19 protein-coding genes are annotated in these 21609 nt (G+C 61.0%); 12 read left to right on the top strand and 7 right to left on the bottom strand.

Going from position 1 to position 21609, the window contains the following annotated elements; all coding sequences use genetic code 11:
• The first annotated feature begins 122 nt into the window (after positions 1-122).
• Positions 123-572 carry a c-type cytochrome gene (locus tag AB4O16_RS14470; protein ID WP_160386085.1) on the top strand — a complete coding sequence of 150 codons (450 nt, stop codon included), beginning with the start codon at positions 123-125 and terminating at the stop codon, positions 570-572.
• 150 nt (positions 573-722) lie between these two features.
• Here AB4O16_RS14470 and AB4O16_RS14465 read toward each other — a convergent pair whose 3' ends face one another.
• The 4 genes from AB4O16_RS14465 to AB4O16_RS14450 form a co-directional block, all read right to left on the bottom strand.
• Positions 723-1118 (bottom strand): DUF1090 domain-containing protein, encoded by a 396-nt coding sequence (locus AB4O16_RS14465; protein ID WP_160386084.1) that lies wholly within the window; start codon positions 1116-1118, stop codon positions 723-725.
• 96 nt (positions 1119-1214) lie between these two features.
• A complete protein-coding gene (ligB, locus tag AB4O16_RS14460; RefSeq protein ID WP_460157975.1) occupies positions 1215-2894 on the bottom strand; it encodes an NAD-dependent DNA ligase LigB in 1680 nt (559 codons plus the stop codon).
• A 315-nt stretch (positions 2895-3209) separates the two neighbouring features.
• Positions 3210-4400: a methionine adenosyltransferase gene (metK, locus tag AB4O16_RS14455; protein ID WP_103396728.1), complete on the bottom strand. Its 1191-nt coding sequence runs from the start codon at positions 4398-4400 to the stop codon at positions 3210-3212.
• An 18-nt stretch (positions 4401-4418) separates the two neighbouring features.
• Entirely contained in the window at positions 4419-5414 is a 996-nt protein-coding gene (locus AB4O16_RS14450; RefSeq protein WP_160386082.1) for an ArsR/SmtB family transcription factor, read from the bottom strand.
• 261 nt (positions 5415-5675) lie between these two features.
• On the opposite strand from AB4O16_RS14450, the gene tkt reads away from it, so the two are divergent.
• The 6 genes from tkt (at position 5676) to fba (ending at position 12053) form a co-directional block, all read left to right on the top strand.
• Positions 5676-7673 (top strand): transketolase, encoded by a 1998-nt coding sequence (gene tkt / locus AB4O16_RS14445; protein WP_460157974.1) that lies wholly within the window; start codon positions 5676-5678, stop codon positions 7671-7673.
• A 180-nt stretch (positions 7674-7853) separates the two neighbouring features.
• Positions 7854-8906, top strand: a complete 1053-nt coding sequence (gene epd / locus AB4O16_RS14440; RefSeq protein ID WP_160386080.1) for an erythrose-4-phosphate dehydrogenase — start codon at positions 7854-7856, stop codon at positions 8904-8906.
• A 12-nt stretch (positions 8907-8918) separates the two neighbouring features.
• A complete protein-coding gene (locus AB4O16_RS14435; protein ID WP_460157973.1) occupies positions 8919-10082 on the top strand; it encodes a phosphoglycerate kinase in 1164 nt (387 codons plus the stop codon).
• Positions 10083-10117: 35 nt separating this feature from the next.
• Positions 10118-10339 carry a hypothetical protein gene (locus AB4O16_RS14430; RefSeq protein WP_460157972.1) on the top strand — a complete coding sequence of 74 codons (222 nt, stop codon included), beginning with the start codon at positions 10118-10120 and terminating at the stop codon, positions 10337-10339.
• Positions 10340-10395: 56 nt separating this feature from the next.
• Positions 10396-10728, top strand: a complete 333-nt coding sequence (locus AB4O16_RS14425; protein WP_460157971.1) for an MliC family protein — start codon at positions 10396-10398, stop codon at positions 10726-10728.
• Between the two features lie 260 nt (positions 10729-10988).
• A complete protein-coding gene (fba, locus tag AB4O16_RS14420; protein ID WP_007981624.1) occupies positions 10989-12053 on the top strand; it encodes a class II fructose-bisphosphate aldolase in 1065 nt (354 codons plus the stop codon).
• 180 nt (positions 12054-12233) lie between these two features.
• On the opposite strand, the gene AB4O16_RS14415 is transcribed toward fba, so the two are convergent.
• Positions 12234-12902 carry a polysaccharide lyase family 7 protein gene (locus AB4O16_RS14415; protein ID WP_460157970.1) on the bottom strand — a complete coding sequence of 223 codons (669 nt, stop codon included), beginning with the start codon at positions 12900-12902 and terminating at the stop codon, positions 12234-12236.
• 322 nt (positions 12903-13224) lie between these two features.
• On the opposite strand from AB4O16_RS14415, the gene AB4O16_RS14410 reads away from it, so the two are divergent.
• The 4 genes from AB4O16_RS14410 (at position 13225) to AB4O16_RS14395 (ending at position 17469) form a co-directional block, all read left to right on the top strand.
• Entirely contained in the window at positions 13225-15348 is a 2124-nt protein-coding gene (locus AB4O16_RS14410) for a putative bifunctional diguanylate cyclase/phosphodiesterase (protein WP_460157969.1), read from the top strand.
• Between the two features lie 45 nt (positions 15349-15393).
• Positions 15394-15882, top strand: a complete 489-nt coding sequence (locus AB4O16_RS14405; RefSeq protein WP_460158064.1) for a YgjP-like metallopeptidase domain-containing protein — start codon at positions 15394-15396, stop codon at positions 15880-15882.
• Between the two features lie 37 nt (positions 15883-15919).
• Positions 15920-16216 carry a winged helix-turn-helix domain-containing protein gene (locus AB4O16_RS14400; RefSeq protein WP_007894945.1) on the top strand — a complete coding sequence of 99 codons (297 nt, stop codon included), beginning with the start codon at positions 15920-15922 and terminating at the stop codon, positions 16214-16216.
• A 194-nt stretch (positions 16217-16410) separates the two neighbouring features.
• Positions 16411-17469: an IS110 family RNA-guided transposase gene (locus AB4O16_RS14395; protein WP_460158063.1), complete on the top strand. Its 1059-nt coding sequence runs from the start codon at positions 16411-16413 to the stop codon at positions 17467-17469.
• Positions 17470-17750: 281 nt separating this feature from the next.
• On the opposite strand, the gene AB4O16_RS14390 is transcribed toward AB4O16_RS14395, so the two are convergent.
• Positions 17751-18203 carry a GNAT family N-acetyltransferase gene (locus AB4O16_RS14390; protein WP_460157968.1) on the bottom strand — a complete coding sequence of 151 codons (453 nt, stop codon included), beginning with the start codon at positions 18201-18203 and terminating at the stop codon, positions 17751-17753.
• Between the two features lie 256 nt (positions 18204-18459).
• On the opposite strand from AB4O16_RS14390, the gene AB4O16_RS14385 reads away from it, so the two are divergent.
• Positions 18460-19197, top strand: coding sequence for a substrate-binding periplasmic protein (locus AB4O16_RS14385; protein ID WP_160386074.1), 738 nt, complete (start codon positions 18460-18462; stop codon positions 19195-19197).
• A 126-nt stretch (positions 19198-19323) separates the two neighbouring features.
• Here AB4O16_RS14385 and yccS read toward each other — a convergent pair whose 3' ends face one another.
• Positions 19324-21507, bottom strand: coding sequence for a YccS family putative transporter (gene yccS / locus AB4O16_RS14380; RefSeq protein WP_160386073.1), 2184 nt, complete (start codon positions 21505-21507; stop codon positions 19324-19326).
• Positions 21508-21609 lie beyond the last annotated feature (102 nt).

Raw genomic sequence — 21609 nt, 5'->3', positions numbered from 1 at the left:
ATTCCTTTGCCGGTTGCCCGAGTGCTTCATGCGCTCAAACAACCCTTATTGATAATAGGGCTATTGGTCTTTGCCGATGACGCGAGGATACTGGCCGCCGTTTCCCGTGACCTGAAGCCACCATGACTCTTAAAAGACTTTCTGTTGTATTGCTGGCCTGCCTGACGTTGTCCGCGTGTGGCGGTATCGACCCCAACTCGCCGCTGGGCCAGCGCAAGGCCATTTTCAAGCAGATGCTCAAGACCGGCGAAGACCTGGGCGGCATGTTGCGTGGGCGCATTCCATTCGATGGTCCGAAGTTCGCCGAGGGTGCGGTGAAGCTCGATGCGTTGTCCCATGAACCGTGGCAGCATTTCCCGCAAGTGCGCGAGGAAGATCACACCAGCGCCAAGAGCGATGTCTGGGAGCAGCAGGCGCGCTTCCAGGGCATGGCCCGCGACCTTGAAACCGCCACCGGCGAGTTGGTGATCGCCAGCCAGGTTCAGCCTTACAAAGCCAGCAACCTGGGGCCGGCGGTGCAAAAGGTCGAAGATGCTTGCAGTGCGTGTCATAAGGCGTTTCGGGATCATTGATTGGTGTTGCTGATGCCTTCGCGGGCAAGCCCGCTCCCACAGGTTTTTGTGGTGAACATAGACTTTGTGTACACCCAAAACCCTGTGGGAGCGGGCTTGCCCGCGAAGGCGGTTCTGATAGCACCATGAATCCTGGGCTTTTACCCGCTCTTACTTGTCCAGTTCATCCAGTGCATCCTGCAATTCCTTGCGGGCATCGGCGAGCTTGTCTTTGCGCTTGTTGATCTTTTCTGGGTCGCCCTTGCTCATGGCCTTGTCGAGGTCTGTCTGACGCTTGCTGACTTCATGCCGGGCGTCGAGCACCTTGTTTTCCCGTTCTTTCTTCAGCGAGGCGTCGGTGCAGTTCGCTTCGACTTCGCTCAGGGCTTTTTCCAGGCCTGCCTGCTGGTCGGCGTTGCCGTGAACCTTGGCCAATTCGATCTGATTGACGATGCCTTGCTTCTTGGCAGCGCAACCGGTCAACCCCGGTGCTTCTTCGTCTGCCATCAACGGGGTGGCCAGCACACTGCAAAGGGCCAACAGGGCGAGCGGTGAAAGAAATTTCATAAAAGCTCCATGTAAGAAAGCAAGCGGCCGGTGTGGCGATGGCTTGTTGGAGCCCGGCAGTCCCCCTGGGGTTCCCGCCAGGCGCAAGGCTGACCGCTAAAAGCCGTCAATCCCCGCATCACGTAATGTTTCACTCAAGGCCAGGACCTGCGGATCGCGGAAAAAAGCATTCAGTTGTGCCGCGCGTCCCGGCCCGATACCGGCCTCGGCCCGCCATTGCTCGATGTCTCGCTGCGCCAGTGCCTGCCAAGAGTCGCCGAGATGCGCCTGACCTGTCGGCGGCAATCCCAGGGCCTTGAGCCAGCGCTTGAACGGGCGGTCCCGGGCCTGGTTGAAGCTGTCTGCAAGGCGCGCCGCACTGCGCTCGCCGAAACCGTTAATGGTAGCAAGCTCTTGGGTATCGAGGGTCAACCAATCCAGCAGACTGTTCAGGCGACCTGTTGCAAGAAGTTTTTCCCACGTCCCCGGACCCACATTGGGCAGCGCCAGGCCCTGTTCGCCGCTGAGCCAGGTCAGGCGCGCGAGAAACTGGCCCTCACAGCCCGGAGTCGGTTGCCAGCAACTCAACAAGTGAAAGTCCGCTGCCTTCGGCACGTTCAATTCGACCCGCTCGCTGCTGTGCCAAACGACGCTATCGAGTCTGGGAATGGTCAGCCCGGCCAGGCTGATGGCCACCTGATCACCCGGAGGTATGTCCAGCGCCTGCCAGCGTTGCAGCGAGCTGACGCTGACGCGTTTGATCTGCCGGTCATCGAGCATCACCGGGGTCAGTTCAAGTATCGGTGTGATTCGCCCGGTCCGGCCGATCGTGAAGTGAACCTGGCGCACGTCGGCCAGTGCCTGGGCGAAGGGGTATTTCCAGGCGATGGCCCAGTACGGTGGCTTGGCCTGCCAGCGTTCGGCGGCCGGGCGCTGGTTCTGGCGCAGGACGATGCCGTCGCTGGCAAAGGGCTGGGGGGAGCGATACCAGTACTCGCGCCAGCGCTCGGCATCGAAGACGGAGAGGATTGGCTGGCTGTATGCCGTGGTGTCCGGGAAGCCCAGCAAGGTCAGTGCAGTGTCACGTGCGAGTACGTTCGCCGGCCCTTGTGGCCAGTCCCAGACAAACAGGTCGATGCCGGCGGCCTGCTCGGGGCTCAAGACCTTGCGCGCCATCAGGCCCGCCACCGTGGTGCGAGCGTTGAGGCTGCCGGCCAGGGCCTGCACATGATCGCTCAGGCGCCAATACAGTTCGCCTTGCACAAGCAGGTCCTGAGGCTGCGACAGCCGTTGCGGGATGGCCGGAATCTGTCGCGCCGGAACTGTCCAGTCCTGACCGCTCACGCCATCGCCACGACTGATTGCCTGGGTCAGCAGACCGTTGCGGTAAACCAGGGTCACCGCCACGCCATCGATTTTCGGCTGGGCCCAGACGCCCACCCGGTCACGCAGCCATTTTTCCACCGCGGCGCGATCCTGCAGTTTGCCCAGGCCGGTGTGGGCGATGGGGTGGGGCAGCGAGCCTCGCGCAGTACGCAAGGGGTCTATGGACGGGTTCAGGTTGAAGCAGCGGCGCCACTGGCTGAGGCGCGCGCGGGACTGGTCGTAGAGTTCATCGGCGACCAGTGAGCGTCCCTGGCGGTGATAGTTGTCGTCCCAGACGTCGATTTGCCGTTGCAGTTTGTCGACCTCGTTCGCGGCACGCCCGGATGGCCAGTCGGGGCACACGGCGGCATTGGCGGTCAGGTGGGCAAAGATCAGCACAAAGGCGAAAAACAGGCGCAGGTCGGGAAGCATCGTGAGCGTCCTTGCTCGGTGGGGTGCTTGAAGGCTAGGTCAGCATCAGTGGTGTCGCGAGGGGGTGTTTTGCCGGGTGTTTCCGATGCCAGGGCGGGCCTCTTCGCGGTGTAAAGCGATTACCGGGAAACTGTAGGAGCCGGCTTGCCGGCGATGGACTCAAGTGCGCCGCGTTTATCCAGCTCATGCGCATTATCGTTAACGACCATCGCCGGCAAGCCGGCTCCTGCAAGGGACCATGCCCACGCTGAAAGCCCCAATAAAAAGCCCCGCAGGGCGCGAACCGTGCGGGGCTTTGGGTGTTGCGGGGGCGTCTTACAGGCCGGCAGCAGAACGCAGGGCGTCGGCGCGGTCGGTTTTTTCCCAGGTGAACGTGGTGAAGGTGTCTTCGCCAACGGTCTTGGTTGCCGGGGTGCGACCGAAGTGGCCGTACGCAGCGGTTTCCTGGTACATCGGGTGCAGCAGGTCGAGCATGGTGGTGATCGCGTATGGACGCAGGTCGAACACTTCGCGGACCAGTTTGACGATCTTGTCATCGCTGATCTTGCCGGTGCCGAAGGTGTTCAACGAGATCGAAGTCGGCTGGGCAACACCGATCGCGTAGGAAACCTGAATCTCGCAGCGCTCGGCGAGGCCGGCGGCAACGATGTTCTTGGCTACGTAACGACCGGCGTAGGCTGCCGAACGGTCAACCTTCGATGGATCCTTGCCGGAGAACGCGCCACCGCCGTGACGGGCCATGCCGCCGTAGCTGTCGACGATGATCTTGCGACCGGTCAGGCCGCAGTCACCCACCGGGCCGCCAATGATGAACTGGCCGGTCGGGTTGATGTGGAACTGGGTGTCCTTGCTCAACAGTTCGGCAGGCAGCACGTGCTTGACGATCAGCTCCATCACGCCTTCGCGCAGGTCGTTGTACGACACTTCCGGGTTGTGCTGGGTCGACAGAACGACGGCGTCGATACCGACAACCTTGCCGTTTTCGTAACGGCAGGTGACTTGCGACTTGGCGTCCGGACGCAGCCAAGGCAGCAGGCCGGATTTGCGGGCTTCGGCCTGGCGCTGCACCAGCTGGTGCGAGAAGGTGATCGGTGCTGGCATCAGCACGTCGGTTTCGTTGCTGGCGTAGCCGAACATCAGGCCCTGGTCGCCGGCGCCCTGATCTTCAGGCTTGGCACGGTCGACACCCTGGTTGATGTCAGGGGACTGCTTGCCGATGATGTTCATCACGCCGCAGGTCGCGCCGTCGAAGCCGACGTCGGAGCTGGTGTAGCCGATGTTGGTGATCACGTCACGAACGATCTGCTCCAGGTCAACCCAGGCCGAAGTGGTGACTTCGCCGGCGATGATGGCCACGCCCGTTTTCACCAGAGTCTCGCACGCCACACGGGCGAACTTGTCTTCAGCAATGATGGCGTCCAGCACCGCATCAGAAATCTGGTCGGCGATTTTGTCCGGATGCCCTTCAGACACGGACTCGGAGGTGAAGAGGGAGTATTCGCTCATCTCGATGTTTTCCTGAAATTACCGATGGTGAGTGTCGCCAGCCGGCCGCTGAAAATGGCGGACCTGGATCTGGAAACCATTACGTAAGCCTACATAGAGGCTTTCCCCGGGAACGAGTCCCGCAGCGGTGGCCCAACGGGCCAGATCGTCCTGTTCAAACCCCAGCCAGAGATCACCGCAGGCCTCCTTGGCCCAACTCTGGTTGTGGCTACATAACTCTGTCACTAACAGGCTACCGCCTGGTTGCAGCAAATTGGCCATGTGCTTGAGCGCATCGGCCGGCGCGGCAAAATGATGCAGCACCATGTTCAGTACCACGCAATCGGCCTTGAGGCTGACGCCGTTCAATGCATCGGCCAGTTGCAGGCTAACGTTAGTCAGCTTGTCGCGTTCGCAGACCTGGCGCGCCAGTTCGAGCATCGCGGTGCTGTTGTCCAGTGCCGTGACCTGCGCAAAGCGGCGCGCCAGTTCCGGCAGGAATGCACCGTCGCCGGGGCCGACTTCAATGGCCGTGGCGTCTTTGTCGAAGCTCAGCTTGTCGAGCAGGGCCACCACGCTCTCGCGGTACTGCGGCAGGCCGGCGATCAAGTCTTGCTGGGCGCGAAACTTCTCCGCGACCCGTGAGAAAAAGTCCTGGCTGGCCGCTGCGCGTTGCCCGTGGACCTGGGCGATGCGCGACTGTACGTCGGCTGGCAGCGTCAGGTTGTCCACTTCTTCGAGCAGGGCTGCGTGCAATTTGCCGCCCAATAACTCGGTGTGGGGCAGGGCGCGACGGTAGAAAATCGCATTGCCTTCACGGCGCGTTGCCACCAGGTCGGCCTGGGCCAGGACCTTGAGGTGGTGGCTCATGCCTGACTGGCCGATGCCGAAGATCTGCGCCAGCTCCAGCACACCGAACGAGTCGTTGGCCAGTGCGCGCAAGACATTCAGCCGCAGGGGATCGCCGCCAGCCTTGCACAAGGCTGCCAGCTCATCGCAATCGTCATGCTGAATGGAGGGCACGCGTAAATTCATAAGGCCGGCAGTCTAGTCACGGGTCGAAGGCATCGCAAGAGCAATATCAAAAAGTTTTGATATTGCTCGATAGATGGCACTTCTCACGGGATGGTTAACTCTACAAACGGATGGCGGAAAGGATTCATCAGCCGAAACCACCGTTATCCGTTGGAAAAACGTCTCCAGATGACTATCTGTCATTGCCCCGAGGCGGCCCGGTGAGGGAAAATGCTCGCCTTTTTTCCGTTTCGTTTTATTCAAGCCCCCAGGAGAACAGCGATGCCTAGCCGTCGTGAGCGTGCCAACGCCATTCGTGCCCTCAGCATGGATGCCGTGCAAAAAGCCAACAGCGGCCATCCCGGTGCCCCAATGGGTATGGCGGATATCGCCGAGGTACTTTGGCGCGACTACCTCAAGCACAACCCGAGCAATCCATCGTTCGCCGACCGTGACCGCTTCGTACTGTCCAACGGTCACGGCTCGATGTTGATCTACTCGCTGCTGCACCTGACCGGCTACGACCTGTCGATCGATGACCTCAAGCAGTTCCGTCAACTGCACAGCCGCACCCCGGGCCACCCGGAACTCGGCTACACCCCGGGCGTGGAAACCACCACCGGTCCACTGGGCCAGGGCCTGGCCAACGCCGTGGGTTTTGCCCTGGCTGAAAAAGTCATGGCGGCGCAATTCAACCGTCCCGGTCACGACGTCGTCGACCACCACACCTATGTGTTCCTGGGTGATGGCTGCATGATGGAAGGCATTTCCCACGAAGTCGCTTCCCTGGCCGGTACCCTGGGCCTGGGCAAACTGATCGCCTTCTACGATGACAACGGCATTTCCATCGACGGTGAAGTCGAAGGCTGGTTCACCGACGACACGCCAAAGCGTTTCGAGTCCTACAACTGGCAAGTGATCCGCAATGTCGACGGTCACGATCCGGAAGAGATCAAGACGGCGATCGAGACCGCCCGCAAGAGCGCGCAGCCAACCCTGATCTGCTGCAAGACCACCATCGGTTTCGGTTCGCCGAACAAGCAAGGCAAGGAAGATTGCCACGGTGCCCCACTGGGTGACGCGGAAATCGCCCTGACCCGTGCGGCGCTGAAGTGGAACCACGGCCCGTTCGAAATCCCGGCCGATATCTACGCCGAGTGGGACGCCAAGGAAGCCGGTAAAGCTGTCGAAGCCGAGTGGGACCAGCGTTTCGCTGCCTACTCCGCCGCGTTCCCGACCGAAGCCAACGAGCTGATCCGTCGTCTGAGCGGCGAACTGCCGGCTGACTTCAGCGAAAAAGCCTCGGCCTACATCGCCGAAGTGGCTGCCAAGGGCGAAACCATCGCCAGCCGTAAAGCCAGCCAGAACGCCCTGAACGCGTTCGGCCCGCTGCTGCCTGAGTTCCTCGGCGGCTCGGCTGACCTGGCCGGTTCCAACCTGACCCTGTGGAAAGGTTGCAAAGGCGTCACCGCCGAAGATGCCAGCGGTAACTACATGTATTACGGCGTGCGCGAGTTCGGCATGACCGCGATCATGAACGGCGTTGCCCTGCACGGCGGCCTGGTGCCTTACGGCGCGACCTTCCTGATGTTCATGGAATACGCGCGCAACGCAGTGCGCATGTCCGCGCTGATGAAGCAGCGTGTGATCCACGTCTACACCCACGACTCCATCGGTCTGGGCGAAGACGGCCCGACTCACCAGCCAATTGAGCAACTGGCCAGCCTGCGCTGCACGCCGAACCTCGATACCTGGCGTCCGGCTGACGCCGTTGAATCGGCGGTGAGCTGGAAGTACGCACTGGAGCGCAAGGACGGTCCTTCGGCCCTGATCTTCTCGCGTCAGAACCTGCAGCACCAAACCCGTGATGCCGGCCAGATCGCCGACATCAGCCGTGGTGGTTATGTGCTCAAAGACTGCGCGGGCGAGCCTGAGCTGATCCTGATCGCTACCGGTTCGGAAGTCGGCCTGGCCGTCCAGGCCTTCGACAAACTGACCGAACAGGGCCGCAAGGTTCGCGTGGTTTCCATGCCGTGCACCAGCGTGTTCGATGCCCAGGACGCCGGCTACAAGCAAGCGGTCCTGCCGTTGCAGGTCAGCGCCCGTATCGCCATCGAGGCTTCTCATGCGGACTACTGGTACAAGTACGTGGGCCTGGAAGGCCGCGTGATCGGCATGACCACCTACGGCGAGTCGGCGCCTGCGCCTGCCTTGTTCGAAGAGTTCGGCTTCACCCTGGAAAACATCCTGGGTCAGGCTGAAGAGCTGCTGGAAGACTGATCCAGAAGACGTGTCGTCTGGGCTGACGCCATCGCGGGCAAGCCCGCTCCCACAGGGGACGTGTTGTGTGACACAAACAGTGCTCACAACACCGGCCCCATGTGGGAGCGGGCTTGCCCGCGATAGCGGTCGAACAGGCAACGCCGCGATAACGGATTCACCACGGTAATCGAGAACCCCATGCCTCAACCGCGTCCCTACAAAGTTGCACTCAACGGCTACGGCCGGATTGGTCGTTGCGTCTTGCGTGCGTTGTTCGAGCGAGGCGACAGGGCCGGGTTCGAGATTGTCGCGATCAACGATCTGGCGGACATGGCCAGCATCGAATACCTGACACGCTTCGACTCCACCCATGGCCGGTTCCCCGGCGAAGTGAAGGTCGACGGCGATTGTCTGCATATCAATGGCGACTGCGTGAAAGTCCTGCGCAGTGCCACCCCCGAAGGCATCGATTGGGCGTCCCTGGGCGTCGATCTGGTGCTGGAGTGCTCCGGCGCTTATAACACCCGCGAAGACGGCCAGCGTTTCCTCGATGCCGGCGCCCCGCGCGTGCTGTTTTCCCAGCCGATGGCCAGCGAGACCGATGTCGACGCCACCATCGTCTACGGCGTGAACCAGGATTGCCTGACCGGCGACGAGTTGCTGGTGTCCAACGCGTCCTGCACCACCAACTGCGGCGTGCCGCTGCTGCGCCTGCTGAATCAGGCGATCGGCCTGGATTACGTGTCGATCACCACCATTCACTCGGCCATGAACGATCAGCCGGTCATCGATGCCTATCACCACGAAGACCTGCGTCGCACCCGTTCGGCGTTCCAGTCGGTGATTCCGGTGTCCACCGGTCTGGCGCGTGGTATCGAACGCCTGTTGCCGGAACTTGCCGGAAGAATTCAGGCCAAAGCCGTGCGGGTGCCGACGGTCAACGTGTCCTGCCTCGACATCACGATGCAGACCGCCACCGCGACCGATGCCACCGAGGTCAACCGGATACTGCGCGAGGCGGCCACCAGCGGCCCGCTCAAAGGCCTCCTGGCTTACACCGAGTTGCCCCACGCAAGCTGTGATTTCAACCACGACCCACATTCGGCAATCGTCGATGCCAGTCAGACCCGCGTTTCCGGCCCACGGCTGGTGAACATCCTGGCCTGGTTCGACAACGAATGGGGTTTTGCCAACCGAATGCTGGACGTTGCAGAACACTATCTGCAAACAGCCATTTCAAAAAAACCGTAGGAAGTGCGACCCATGACCGTGTTGAAGATGTCCGACCTCGATCTGCAAGGTAAGCGCGTATTGATCCGCGAAGACCTCAACGTCCCAGTCAAGGACGGTGTTGTCACCAGCGATGCGCGTATCCTGGCCTCGCTGCCGACCATCAAGCTGGCCCTGGAAAAAGGCGCGGCCGTGATGGTCTGCTCGCACCTTGGCCGTCCGACCGAAGGCGAGTTCTCGGCCGAGAACAGCCTCAAGCCAGTCGCCGACTACCTGAGCAAGGCCTTGGGCCGCGAAGTGCCGCTGGTGGCTGACTACCTGGACGGCGTTGACGTCAAGGCCGGTGACATCGTGCTGTTCGAAAACGTGCGCTTCAACAAAGGCGAGAAAAAGAACGCCGACGAATTGGCCCAGCAATACGCCGCCCTGTGCGACGTGTTCGTGATGGACGCCTTCGGCACCGCTCACCGTGCCGAGGGTTCGACCCACGGCGTGGCCAAGTTCGCCAAAGTCGCCGCTGCTGGCCCGTTGCTGGCCGCTGAACTGGATGCACTGGGCAAGGCCCTGGGCGCTCCGGCCCAGCCGATGGCGGCCATTGTTGCCGGCTCCAAGGTGTCGACCAAACTCGACGTACTGAACAGCCTGAGCCAGATCTGCGACCAGTTGATCGTCGGCGGCGGCATCGCCAACACCTTCCTCGCCGCTGCCGGTCACCCGGTCGGCAAGTCGCTGTACGAGCCGGACCTGCTCGACACCGCCCGCGCCATCGCCGCCAAGGTCAGCGTGCCGCTGCCGGTTGATGTTGTGGTTGCCAAGGAATTCGCTGAAAGCGCCGCGGCGACCGTCAAGCTGATCGCTGACGTCGCTGCCGACGACATGATCCTGGACATCGGCCCGCAGACCGCGGCGAATTTCGCCGAGCTGCTGAAGTCGTCGAAAACCATCCTGTGGAACGGTCCGGTCGGCGTGTTCGAGTTCGATCAGTTCGGCAACGGCACCAAAGTGCTGGCCAAGGCCATTGCAGACAGCGCGGCGTTCTCCATTGCCGGCGGTGGCGACACCCTGGCCGCCATCGACAAGTATGGCGTGGCCGAGCAGATCTCCTACATTTCTACCGGTGGCGGCGCGTTCCTCGAATTCGTCGAAGGCAAGGTTCTGCCAGCCGTTGAAGTCCTGGAAAGCCGGGCCAAGGCCTGAGGGTCGCCCGTTTGGCCTGGCAAGGGAGTGTTGACATGGTCAAGACGTTAGCGCTGTTGATCGTCGCGGGTTCGCTGGTGGCATGCGGGAGTAACCCCAAGGCCAAGCCGGAACCCGCACCGTCCGGGACGGAAAAGGGCTGCTACCAGGCTGACTGGCAGGCGGAAACCAACCCGGTGCTCAACAAGCGTTCCGGGCCCGAGGGCCTGGACAAGTACGAGACCCAGGCACCCGCCAAGGAACATGGCTGCCCTTGACGGGTCTGACTCTTTACTCAGGGCTGGCGGCGTGCGCCGTCAGTCGAGGGACACGGATGAAAGGTTTTATCGCCGTTACGGCGTTGGCTCTGTTGGCAGGTTGTGCTCAGTTGAACCCGTTCCAGTCGTCCGCGCCTGTGGATAACTGGACCACCTGGACCTGCGACAGCCAGGCCAAGGTGCTGTGGCGCTTTACCGACGACAGCCGCAAGGAAGTCGACGTGCGCCTGGGCGGTGCCGATCAGGTCTACCGCCTGAAGGAAGAGCCAGGTGCCTCGGGCTCGCTGTACAGCGACAACATGCTGGCGTTTCACATGAAAGGTGAGGAAGGCCTGGTTTACTGGGTCGCCACCAATGATTTGATTGGGCGTGGCTGCAAGGCGCAATAAACGGACTACGCCGAACCTGTAGGAGCGAGCCTGCTCGCGATGGCCGTTAACGATAACGCGGGGTACCTGAATGTCCGCGTTGTCTGGGCCACCATCGCGAGCAGGCTCGCTCCCACAGGGGTTCCGGGGAAGTTCTTGAGATTTTGCAACACCCGAATTCGCAGCCCGGGCCAACCCCCGATCTGCAATAACTTGAATAGCCGCCGCCGCTCCGGCAGGCTGGCACGATTAACGACCCTCAACCGGGAGAGATACACACAATGGCACTTATCAGCATGCGCCAGATGCTGGACCACGCAGCCGAGTTCGGCTACGGCGTTCCAGCCTTCAACGTCAACAACCTTGAGCAGATGCGCGCCATCATGGAAGCCGCTGACAAGACTGACTCCCCGGTGATCGTCCAGGCTTCGGCCGGTGCTCGCAAATACGCCGGCGCACCGTTCCTGCGTCACCTGATCCTGGCAGCCATCGAAGAATTCCCGCACATCCCGGTGTGCATGCACCAGGACCACGGCACCAGCCCTGACGTCTGCCAGCGCTCCATCCAACTGGGCTTCAGCTCGGTGATGATGGACGGTTCCCTGGGCGAAGACGGCAAGACCCCGACCGACTACGACTACAACGTCCGCGTAACCCAACAGACCGTCGCCATGGCTCACGCCTGCGGCGTATCGGTAGAAGGCGAGCTGGGCTGCCTGGGTTCGCTGGAAACCGGCATGGCCGGTGAAGAAGACGGCATCGGCGCCGAAGGCGTTCTGGATCACAGCCAGATGCTGACCGACCCGGAAGAAGCCGCTGACTTCGTCAAACGCACTCAGGTCGATGCCCTGGCCATCGCCATCGGCACCAGCCACGGCGCCTACAAGTTCACCAAGCCGCCTACCGGCGACGTGCTGGCGATCGACCGCATCAAGGAAATCCACAAGCGCATTCCGAACACTCACCTGGTGATGCACGGTTCGTCTTCGGTTCCGCAAGAGTGGCTGGCGATCATCAACCAGTACGGCGGCGACATCAAGGAAACCTACGGCGTACCGGTTGAAGAAATCGTCGAAGGCATCAAGCACGGCGTGCGCAAGGTCAACATCGACACCGACCTGCGCCTGGCATCCACCGGCGCCATGCGTCGCCTGATGGCCACCAACCCGAGCGAGTTCGACCCGCGTAAATTCTTCGGCGCCACCGTGACGGCCATGCGCGACGTGTGTATCGCTCGCTACGAAGCCTTCGGCACCGCCGGCAACGCTTCGAAGATCAAGGCGATCTCGCTGGAAGGCATGTATCAGCGTTACCTGAAAGGTGAGTTGAACGCCAAGGTCAACTAAGCCTGAGCGTTATACTGCCTTGATGAAAAACCCGCCGAGAGGCGGGTTTTTTGTGGGCGATGAATGCATGTGGCGAGGGGGCTTGCCCCCGTTCGGTGGCGCAGCCGCCGTAAAACCGACCTGTTTGGGGGCCGCTCGCGGCCCAACGGGAGCAACCCCCTCGCCACAAAGGGTGTGGCGTTATTGATTGTGATCGATATCCAGCTTGCTGAACGTCACCTTCCCGCCTTCACTGGTGTACCCGGTGTTGTCCTGCACATAGACCCCAGCCTTGAAGTACAGCGGTTTGTCGCGCCAGGTTGCGCTGATCTGCGTATCCCATTGATAGCCTGCCGCGCTGATGCCCAAGGCGCCACCGGGGCTTAGGTGGATGAGATAGTTGAACTGCTGATCGAGCTTCACCCCCGTCGCAACGGTGATCACGCGACCCTTATCGTCATCGGGATGCATCCGGACCTTTGCGACGATATTGCCGGTGCCTGCCTTGCTTTTGTATTGGTATTCGACCTTCACCAGCGGTTTCTGGCTTTGATAGGCATGGATCTGGCCAATGACGATCTTCCCGGAGCTGGGCACCTGGTTCACTGCCAGCGTGGCGTGCAACAAATTGTCAGCATCGGGGTAGTACCAGTTTTTCAACGTGCCGTTGTTGTAGGTTTCACGCAGCTCGGTGCGCGGATAAATCGCGTTTTCGGTACGGGAGCCGGTCACGGGTGACCAGAAGAACAACGTGCCAGTATCGGAATGGAAGTATTGATCCTTGAAGCCATCCACCAGTTTGGAGGTTTCAACGGTGTACGGCGGGCTGCCGACGGGGACGCTGAGGTTCCAGGTTGCAAGATCGATCATGTCGGTTCTTCCGCTTGATTCATGCTGCACGGGCGTGCCAGAAGCTCTAGGACGCGCCTTTGGGGGCGGCCTTTATAAGCGTAGCGAAGGTTTTTGTTAACGCCTGTCTGACGGATGGCTGACGTCAACATCCTGTCGAAATGCCATCTCTGCCGGTTTTATGGGCTTTAACCATCGACCGTTAGTCGGCAAAAAGTCACAATGGTGAATGATGGCTCACTGATACCTTCTGCTTTTGCAGAACCGGGTCTAGAGTGAAGGCACAGTATTTGTCCGGTTTTCACGAGAAACCGGCCTGACGCCCCGCAATTAGAGAAGCAGCATGGAATGCGCGCAACCAACGCCAGTAGAAGGCGGCTCAACCCTTTTAGTCGTCGACGATTACCCTGAAAACCTGATCAGCATGCGCGCGTTGTTACAGCGCCAGAACTGGCGGGTCATCACTGCCGCCTCGGGCTTCGAAGCCCTCGGCTTGTTGCTTGAACATGATATCGACCTGGTGCTGCTGGACGTGCAGATGCCAGGCATGGATGGTTATGAGGTGGCGCGCCTGATGCGCGGCAGCCAGCGAACCCGTCTCACACCGATCATTTTCCTGACGGCCAAGGAACAGTCCCAGGACGCGGTGATCAAGGGCTATGCCAGCGGTGCGGTGGATTACCTGTTCAAGCCCTTCGACCCACAGATCTTCACGCCCAAGGTCCAGGCGTTGCTCGAGCACCAGCGCAACCGCCGGGCCTTGCAGCGCCTGAGTCAAGATCTGGAGTCCGCTCGTGCCTTCAATGCATCGGTGCTGGAAAACGCAGCCGAAGGCATTCTGGTCTTGGGCGAGGATGGTCTGATTCGTTTTGCCAACCCGGCGATATCGCGGTTGCTCAATGCCCCCGTGCAGGAACTGCAAGGCAAGGAGTTCCTGGACTACCTGCAAAAACCGCATATCCCGATCTGGGCCGATTCCGAGTTGCTGGCCGGATACAAACGCGGCGAAACCCTGCGCCTGCACGATGCCCTGCTGCGTACAGCACCGGGCCAGCAGGTGCCGGTGGCCTTGTCCTGCGCGCCATTGCCTGCCGAGCAACATGCAATGGTGGTGACCGTGCTGGACATGTCGGTGGTACGCCATCTGCATCAGCAACTGGAGTTTCAGGCGGTCACCGATCCGCTGACCGGGTTGCTCAACCGCCGCGGTTTCTACCAGACCGTAGAGAACCTGCTGCTGCGTGGCGAGCGTTCCGACGGTTCCTGGGTCTTGATGTACCTGGACCTCGACGGCTTCAAACGCGTCAATGATTCGCTCGGGCACGATGCCGGCGATCGGGTGCTGCGCTGGGTTTCCGAACAGTTGAAGGCCTGCTTGCGGCCCTTCGACATTCTCGCGCGGATGGGCGGCGACGAGTTCACCGCACTGCTGGATCTGGAGTTCCCCGAGCAGGCGGCGAAGATTGCCGAGAAGCTCATCGAGCGCGTGTCGATCTGCCAGCAGGTCGACGGCCTTGATATCGCCCTGGGTGCCAGCATCGGCATCGCTACGTTCCCCGATTGCGGTGCCAATCTCGACGGGATGCTGCGGGCAGCCGACATCGCCATGTACGAGGCCAAACGTGCCGGTCGCCAGCAATACCGCTTCTACGATCACGAAATGAACGGCCGGGCACGCTCGCGGTTGATGCTGGAAGAAAGTGTGCGCACGGCCATCGAGAACCGCGATTTCAACCTGGTGTATCAACCTCAGGTGGCCATTGCGGACGGGCGGATTCGCGGCTTCGAGGCCTTGCTGCGTTGGCAGCATCCGAGCGTTGGCGATGTGCCGCCGGGGCTTTTTTTGCCATTACTGGAAGAGGCGCGGCTGATCAGCCGTCTGGGCAGCTGGATCTACCATCGCAGTGCCGGCCAACGCAAAGCCTGGGAATCCCAGTTCACCGAAGACCTGGTGCTCGGCATCAGCTTGAGCAGTACGCAGTTCGGCATGCCCAACCTGGCCACAGAGTTGCGTCAGGTGCTGGAGCGTCATGGCTTGCAGCCCCGCCAACTGGAGGTCGAGGTTACGGAAGAGGCCTTGATGCATCACCCCGAGGAAACCCGCAAGCAATTGCGTCTGCTGCGCAATCTGGGTGTGCGAGTGGCTTTGGATGACTTCGGCGCCGGCCCCTGTTCCCTCGCGCACTTGCGCGACCTGGAACTGGACTCACTCAAGCTCGACCGGCATCTGATCGCCCGGTTGCCGGATTCGGTGCGGGATGCGGCGCTGGTGCGCAGCGTGATCGACCTGTGCAAACAGTTCGGCATGCTGGTGATTGCCGAAGGGGTGGAAACCGTCGAGCAGTATGAATGGCTGCAGGCCAACGGTTGTGAATATGTGCAAGGCTTTCTGGTGGCCCGGCCGATGATGGCCGAAGACACCGGGGAGTTTGTCCGGCCGTTTGACTGGAGCGCGCTGCCCCGCTGAATTCGCTACACTGGCGACCTTTCAGTGACCTGTATTGCCGCCCCGATGACCGTGTTGAAATACCTCCAGGCCTATCCCGCTACCTTGCAGGATCAAGTGCGCCAGCTGATCGCCGACGGTCGGCTGGGCGATTACCTGACCCAGCGTTACCCGCACAAGCATGGGGTGCAGAGCGACAAGGCGCTGTACTCCTATGCCCTGGACCTCAAGCAGGAATTCCTGCGCAATGCTCCGGCTATCGACAAGGTGCTGTTCGACAACCGCCTGGACTTGACGCACCGTGCCCTTGGCCTGCACACCACGATCTCGCGGGTGCAAGGCGGCAAGCTCAAGGCCAAGAAGGAAATCCGCATCGCTTCGCTGTTCAAGGAAGCGCCGTGCGAGTTCCTGAAAATGATCGTGGTGCATGAACTGGCGCACTTCAAGGAGTCAGACCACAACAAGGCCTTCTACAAACTGTGCGAGCACATGCTGCCGGGTTATCACCAGGTGGAGTTCGATGTGCGGGTGTACCTGACGTGGCGGGATCTGTAGGAGCTGCCGCAGGCTGCGATCTTTTAAGGAGCAATGGATGGACGTAAGCAAGACCAAGAGCAGCTTCTATCGCCGCCTGTACGTGGCGTACCTGATCGACAGCGGGCTGGCCAGCAGCGTCCCGGCGCTCACCGAGGTGACCGGCATGCCCCGGCGCACGGCACAGGACACCATCGCGGCGCTGGCGGACCTGGATATCGTCTGTGAGTTCGAGCAGGAAGAGGGCGCGCGCAACCATGCGGGGCGCTACCGGATTCGCGAGTGGGGGGCGATCGATCGCGGGTGGATCGAGCGTAATCTGCGGCAGATCAAGGCGGTGCTGGAGTATCCCTGAGATTTGCGGTGCCTGGGCTGACGCCATTGCTGGCAAGCCAGCTCCCACAGGTTCTGCACCGTCCTTGTAATTGGATGGACTCGCCCAAGCCGAGGCGTCAATGCGCCACGGTGGCAGTCTAAACAGCCAACGACAGCGAGGGCGAGTCCATGAAAAATCATAGTTCGTTTGATCAATCCGTGTCTTCTTCCGATTTGTCGGCCTGCACAACCTTGGCGGTCGACCTGGCCAAGCAGGTCTTTCAGGTCGCCGGTGAAAATATCCTCGGCCAGTTGCTCTACGAGCAGCGGATCAAGTCGCGCGAGGCGTTTTATGATTTTCTCCGACAGTTGCCGCCGCATGTCGTGGTTTTGATGGAGACCGGACCGGGTGCCCAGGCCTGGGCCCGCCAGCTGCAAGACCAAGGCAATCCGGTGCGGATTCTTCCAGCCGGGTTGGTGGCCACACATCGCAGCGGGCCTAAAAATGATCGCAACGATGCGCTGGCGATTCTGCGGGCTAATCGCGATGAAAAAATCTGCGCAGTACCGGTCAAAAGCGTTGCGGCGCTGGCAATGCAGGCGTTGCATCGCGCCCGCCAGGGCTATGTGCGTCGACGCACGGCCCTCAGTAATCAGATGCGCGGCCTGCTGCTTGAGCACGGCGTAGCCTTGGCACAGGGCGATGTTGCGATCAGCCAGAAAATCCCGCGGGTGCTGGAAGATGCCACCCAGCCGGTGCCGGGCCTGCTGCGTGAACTGATCGACGAACTGTTGGCCGAGTGGCGCCATTTGGGCGAGCGCATCAGCGTACTGACGGGACGCCTGGAAGTGGCCGCCAACGCTGACATGACGGCGAAGCGGCTAATGACCGTGCGCGGCATCGGCCCGGTCACAGCCACGGCACTGGTGGCCAAGGAAACCAAGCCTGAGCGATTTCCCAATGCCCGCAAGTTTGCCGCGTACTTTGGCATGGTGCCTGACCAGCACAGCAGCGGGGAGACGGTCCGGTTGGGGGGCATGACCAAGCGAGGTGATGCTTATTTACGCAGCCTGATGATCCAGGGAGCCCATGCGGTGCTGCAACAACTACGACCTGATTCCCAGCAACCCGATGACCGCCGCTTGTTGCACTGGATGAGCCGGTTGGGCCGCAAGGAGGCTGCCATCAGGCTAGCCAACCGCAACCTGCGAATCGTCTGGGTGCTTCTACAGAATGATCAGACTTATCGTCGCCACGCGGGTGATGGTCTGCCAGCGACGATGGGCCACTGAGCGACAGAGTTCTGCCACCGAGGTACTAACCGTCTGACCCTCTGCTGAAAAAAATTGACCCCAGGTAAGACCGGCGTGGATTGATGCCTAAGCTCCTACTGGCCTTCGAGGCCTGACTGTAATCGGCATACCACGAGCTTTTCCAATTTTGGCCAGAAGCCGAAGACGGCTTCCACGAATAGGCCTAATACATAGATGCAACGGGGCAGCGGTTTTTCAAAAGCGGGTAGACAGTGGGGGCGAGTCCATACATAGGAGCTGGCTTGCCAGCGATAGGGTCTTCAAGCGCGACGCATCCCAATGTGTGGAATGCCATCTTCGACATATTCCTCACCCGCCACGACAAACCCGTAGCGCCCGTAGTACCCCTGCAAATGCGCCTGGGCAGAGAGATAGACCGGCAGGCCGGGCCAGTATTTTTCGATCTGGTGCAGCGCCTGATCCATCAGCTCATGCCCAAGCCCCGTGCCGCGTGCGTGCGGAGCGATGATCACCCGCCCGATCACCACGTCGCCGCCCTGCGATTGCGGGTCGAGCAGCCGCAGGTAGGCCACCAGCTGGTTACCGTCCCAGGCCATCACGTGGCAGGTGTCACCTTCCAGATCCTGGCCATCGATATCCTGGTAAACGCATTTTTGCTCGACGACGAACACCTCGGCGCGCAACTGCAAAATGGCGTACAGCTGCTCTTTGCCGAGGTCGCTGTGGTGTTTGCAGATCCAATCGACTGTCATGTTTTGATTCCCTGAAAACGTCGTTCCGATACTAAGCGTACTCACGCCAGAAGTCTTTATGGCGGAAGAATCTGTGATATAGGCCAAAATGCCATCATTCATTTTTCGCGCGGATGTCTTCTTTGTGTAATCTGAATCCAAGCGCTGTGCTATGGCTTCGATGAGCTAATGTTGAGTACCCGGGTCTTGCCGGTACGGGGCCGTGGGGTTTTGGCTGAAAACACGTCGGGCAATCCGCCCGCTAAGGATTTCTGGCATGCCGCGATTGCATCGAGCTTTTGCTTTGATTGGATTGCTGTTGCTGGTTCAGGGAGCGGCGGCAGAAAAACTGCGGTTGGTCGCCGATGCCTGGCCCCCTTTTACCGATTCCACGCTCGTCAACGGTGGTCTGGCCACGGACATTGTCAGTACCGCGCTCGCCAGGGCCGGCTATGCCAGTGAATTTGAACAGGTGCCCTGGGCGCGGGCCTTGATGGGCCTGGGCGAGGGTCGATATGACGTGCTGGTCAACGCCTGGTACAACGACGAGCGTACGAAGCTCGGCCAGTTTTCCGGCGAATACCTGCTCAATCGCGTACGTTTTCTCAAGCGCAAAGACGCGCCCATCGAGTTCAACAACCTGCAGCAATTGCACACGTATCCGATTGCCATCGTGCGCGGCTACGCCTATTCGCCCGCGTTCGACAAGGACGACTCGTTGCAGAAAATCCCGGTGCACAGCTTCGCCATGGCGGTACGCATGGTCGCTGCAGACCGAGTCAAACTGACGCTGGAGGATGAGTACGTCGCCCGCTATTACCTGGCCCGTGAGCCAGCCAAGGTACGCAACGCCGTGGAGTTTTTGCCCAAGGCCTTGAGCGAAAACAGCCTGCACATTCTGGTCAGCCTGAAGAATCCCCGACACGAACAGATCGTCGCCGGTTTCGACCGCGAGATTGCGGCGATGAAGGCGGACGGGAGTTATGACAAGTTGATGAAGCAGCACGGGATGTAGGCTTTGTGATGGGGCTGATGGCCTTATCGCTGGCAAGCCAGCTCCTACAATTTATTTGCGTTGCGCCACGGATCAACTGTGGGAGCTGGCTTGCCAGCGATTACGCCCGCCCAGACACTACAAGTCTCAATCTTCACTCGTATCCTTGATGAGGTGCGCCGCCAGCGTCCGCAACGGCCCCAACTGCCGACAGATCAACGCCAGCTGCGTCTGCACCAGTCGCTGCCCCTCATCGATTTCATCAGGCATCTGTTCCAGCTCATTGGCCAGCGCTTCTTCTTCATCGCTCTGGATCGCAATCGAAGCCTTGCTCGCCAGCCCCTGGGCGATTTCATCGATGCTGGCGGCGAGTTTCACTCCGGCCCCCTCGATCAAATGTTCACGCACGTCCGGCGGCAGTTGGGTTTCCCGGTGCGCACCGAGGCCCGACAGGTAACTGAGCAGCGTGTGTGACAGCACCAGGAAGCGGAAGCCCACGTCCGCTTCCTTACGGAAATGCCCCGGCTCCATCAGCATGTTGGCCAGTGTGGTCGACAGCGCGGCGTCGGCGTTGTGCGCGTTGCGGCGGGCCAGGCGGTAGGCCAGGTCATCGCTTTTGCCCGCCGCGTATTGCTGCATGATCTGGCGCAGGTAAATGCTGTTGCAGACCAGGGTGTTGGCCAGCACTTTGTTCAGGCGCCGTCCCTGCCAGTCCGGCAGGAACAGGAACACCGCCAGCCCGGCGATCAGGCTGCCGAGCAGGGTATCGAACAACCGTGGCAGGAACAGCCCGTAACCGTCACCCACCTGGTTGAAGCAGAACAGCACCATCAGGGTGATCGCCGCCGTCGCCAAGGTGTAGCGGGTGGTGCGGTTGGTAAAGAACACCACCCCGGCGGCGATGGCGAAACACGACTGGATCAGCGGGTTCGGGAACAGGTCGAACAGCGCCCAGGCCAGGGTCAGGCCGATGGCGGTGCCGATGATCCGCTGGCCGAGTTTGCGGCGGGTGGCACCGTAGTTCGGTTGGCAGACGAACAGCGTAGTGAGGATGATCCAGTAGCCTTGGGACGGGTGAATCAAATGCACCATGGCGTAGCCGATGCTCAAGGCCAGGGGCAATCGCAGGGCATGGCGGAACAGCAGCGAAGTCGGCGTCAGCTGTGTGCGCAGGCGCAGCCATACGTCCTTGAGGTTGCGCGGCGAGCGATCGAGCAGGCTGCTGTCGGTGGCGTCGGCCAGGGCGTCGGGGTTGCTGGCATCGCTGAGCAAGCGGTCGAGGGTGCCAAGGTTCGCCGCCAGCGCCCGAAGCGAACGCAGCAGGCCGCGCCAGGCCGGGTTGCTCTGGATGCGCAGGTGTTCGAGGGAGGCGTCGAGGTCGCTCAGGGCTTCGGCGAAACTGGCGTCGTAGGTGAACGGCTGACGCATCTGGATCGATTCGGCCAATGCCCGGCAGGCCTTGCCTTGCTGGCGCAGCAGGCGCTGGCAGCGGAACAGCACGTCGCTGTGGAAGAAGGCGTCGGCCAGGGCGTTGTAAGGGTAGTGCGATGAACTGGCGCGCTCGTGGATGTCCTGGGCGAGGAAGTACAGTTTGAGGTAACGGCTGACCTTCGACCCCGGGCGGCCGTTGCCGACCCGGTGCAGGATGATCTCCTTGGCGGCGTTGAGCGCCGCCACAACCCGACCGTTCTGCTGGGCCAGTTCCAGGCGCCGCGCCTCCACGTCCATCTGCCGGATCGGCTCGAACAGCGAGGATTTCAGCTTCAGGTAATAACCCAGTTCGCGGAACAACCGCGCCAGGCTCTGCTGCACCGGCTGATTGGAAAACAGCGCCTGCCACAACACCGAGAGCAGGCCGTACCAGGCGGCGCCGGCCACCAGCAGCACCGGCTCGTGCCACACGTCGATGACCGCACCACCGCGCTGGTCCACGCCGATCATGGTATAGACCGACAGAATCAGCGTCGCCGAGGCAATCGCGCCATAGCGCTCGCCGAGGGCGCCGAGCATGGTCAGGCAGAACGCGGCCAGGGCGAAGGCGATGATAAACAGCGGGGGATAGGGGAAGAGCAGTTCGACGGACAGGGCGGCAACCGCGAAACACACCAGGGTCACGGCCAGCGCGTTGAGACGGCCCTGCCAGCTGTCGTCGGTCTCGGCCAGGGCGCTGGCGATAATCCCCAGGAACAACGGGATCAACAGGCCCATCTCGTCCTGATACCAACACAGCGCCATGGTGCCGGTCAGGGCAATGAATACCCGCACGCTGTAGCTGAACTTATCCAGCGCCCAAAGGCGACGCAGAGACTGGCGGAACGAAGTCGATGACATGAAATGCGAAGGCCTTCCGAGGCAATGACGCTAAATTGAGCCACTAATGACGCCGACGCAATGGCGTCGATCACATCAGACAGCAAAATCTGTTCCTTGTCA

It is taken from the genome of Pseudomonas sp. S2_H10 (assembly GCF_054668285.1).
Note: the sequence above shows the minus strand (reverse complement) of the source record. Positions and strands in the feature narration are given on the sequence as shown.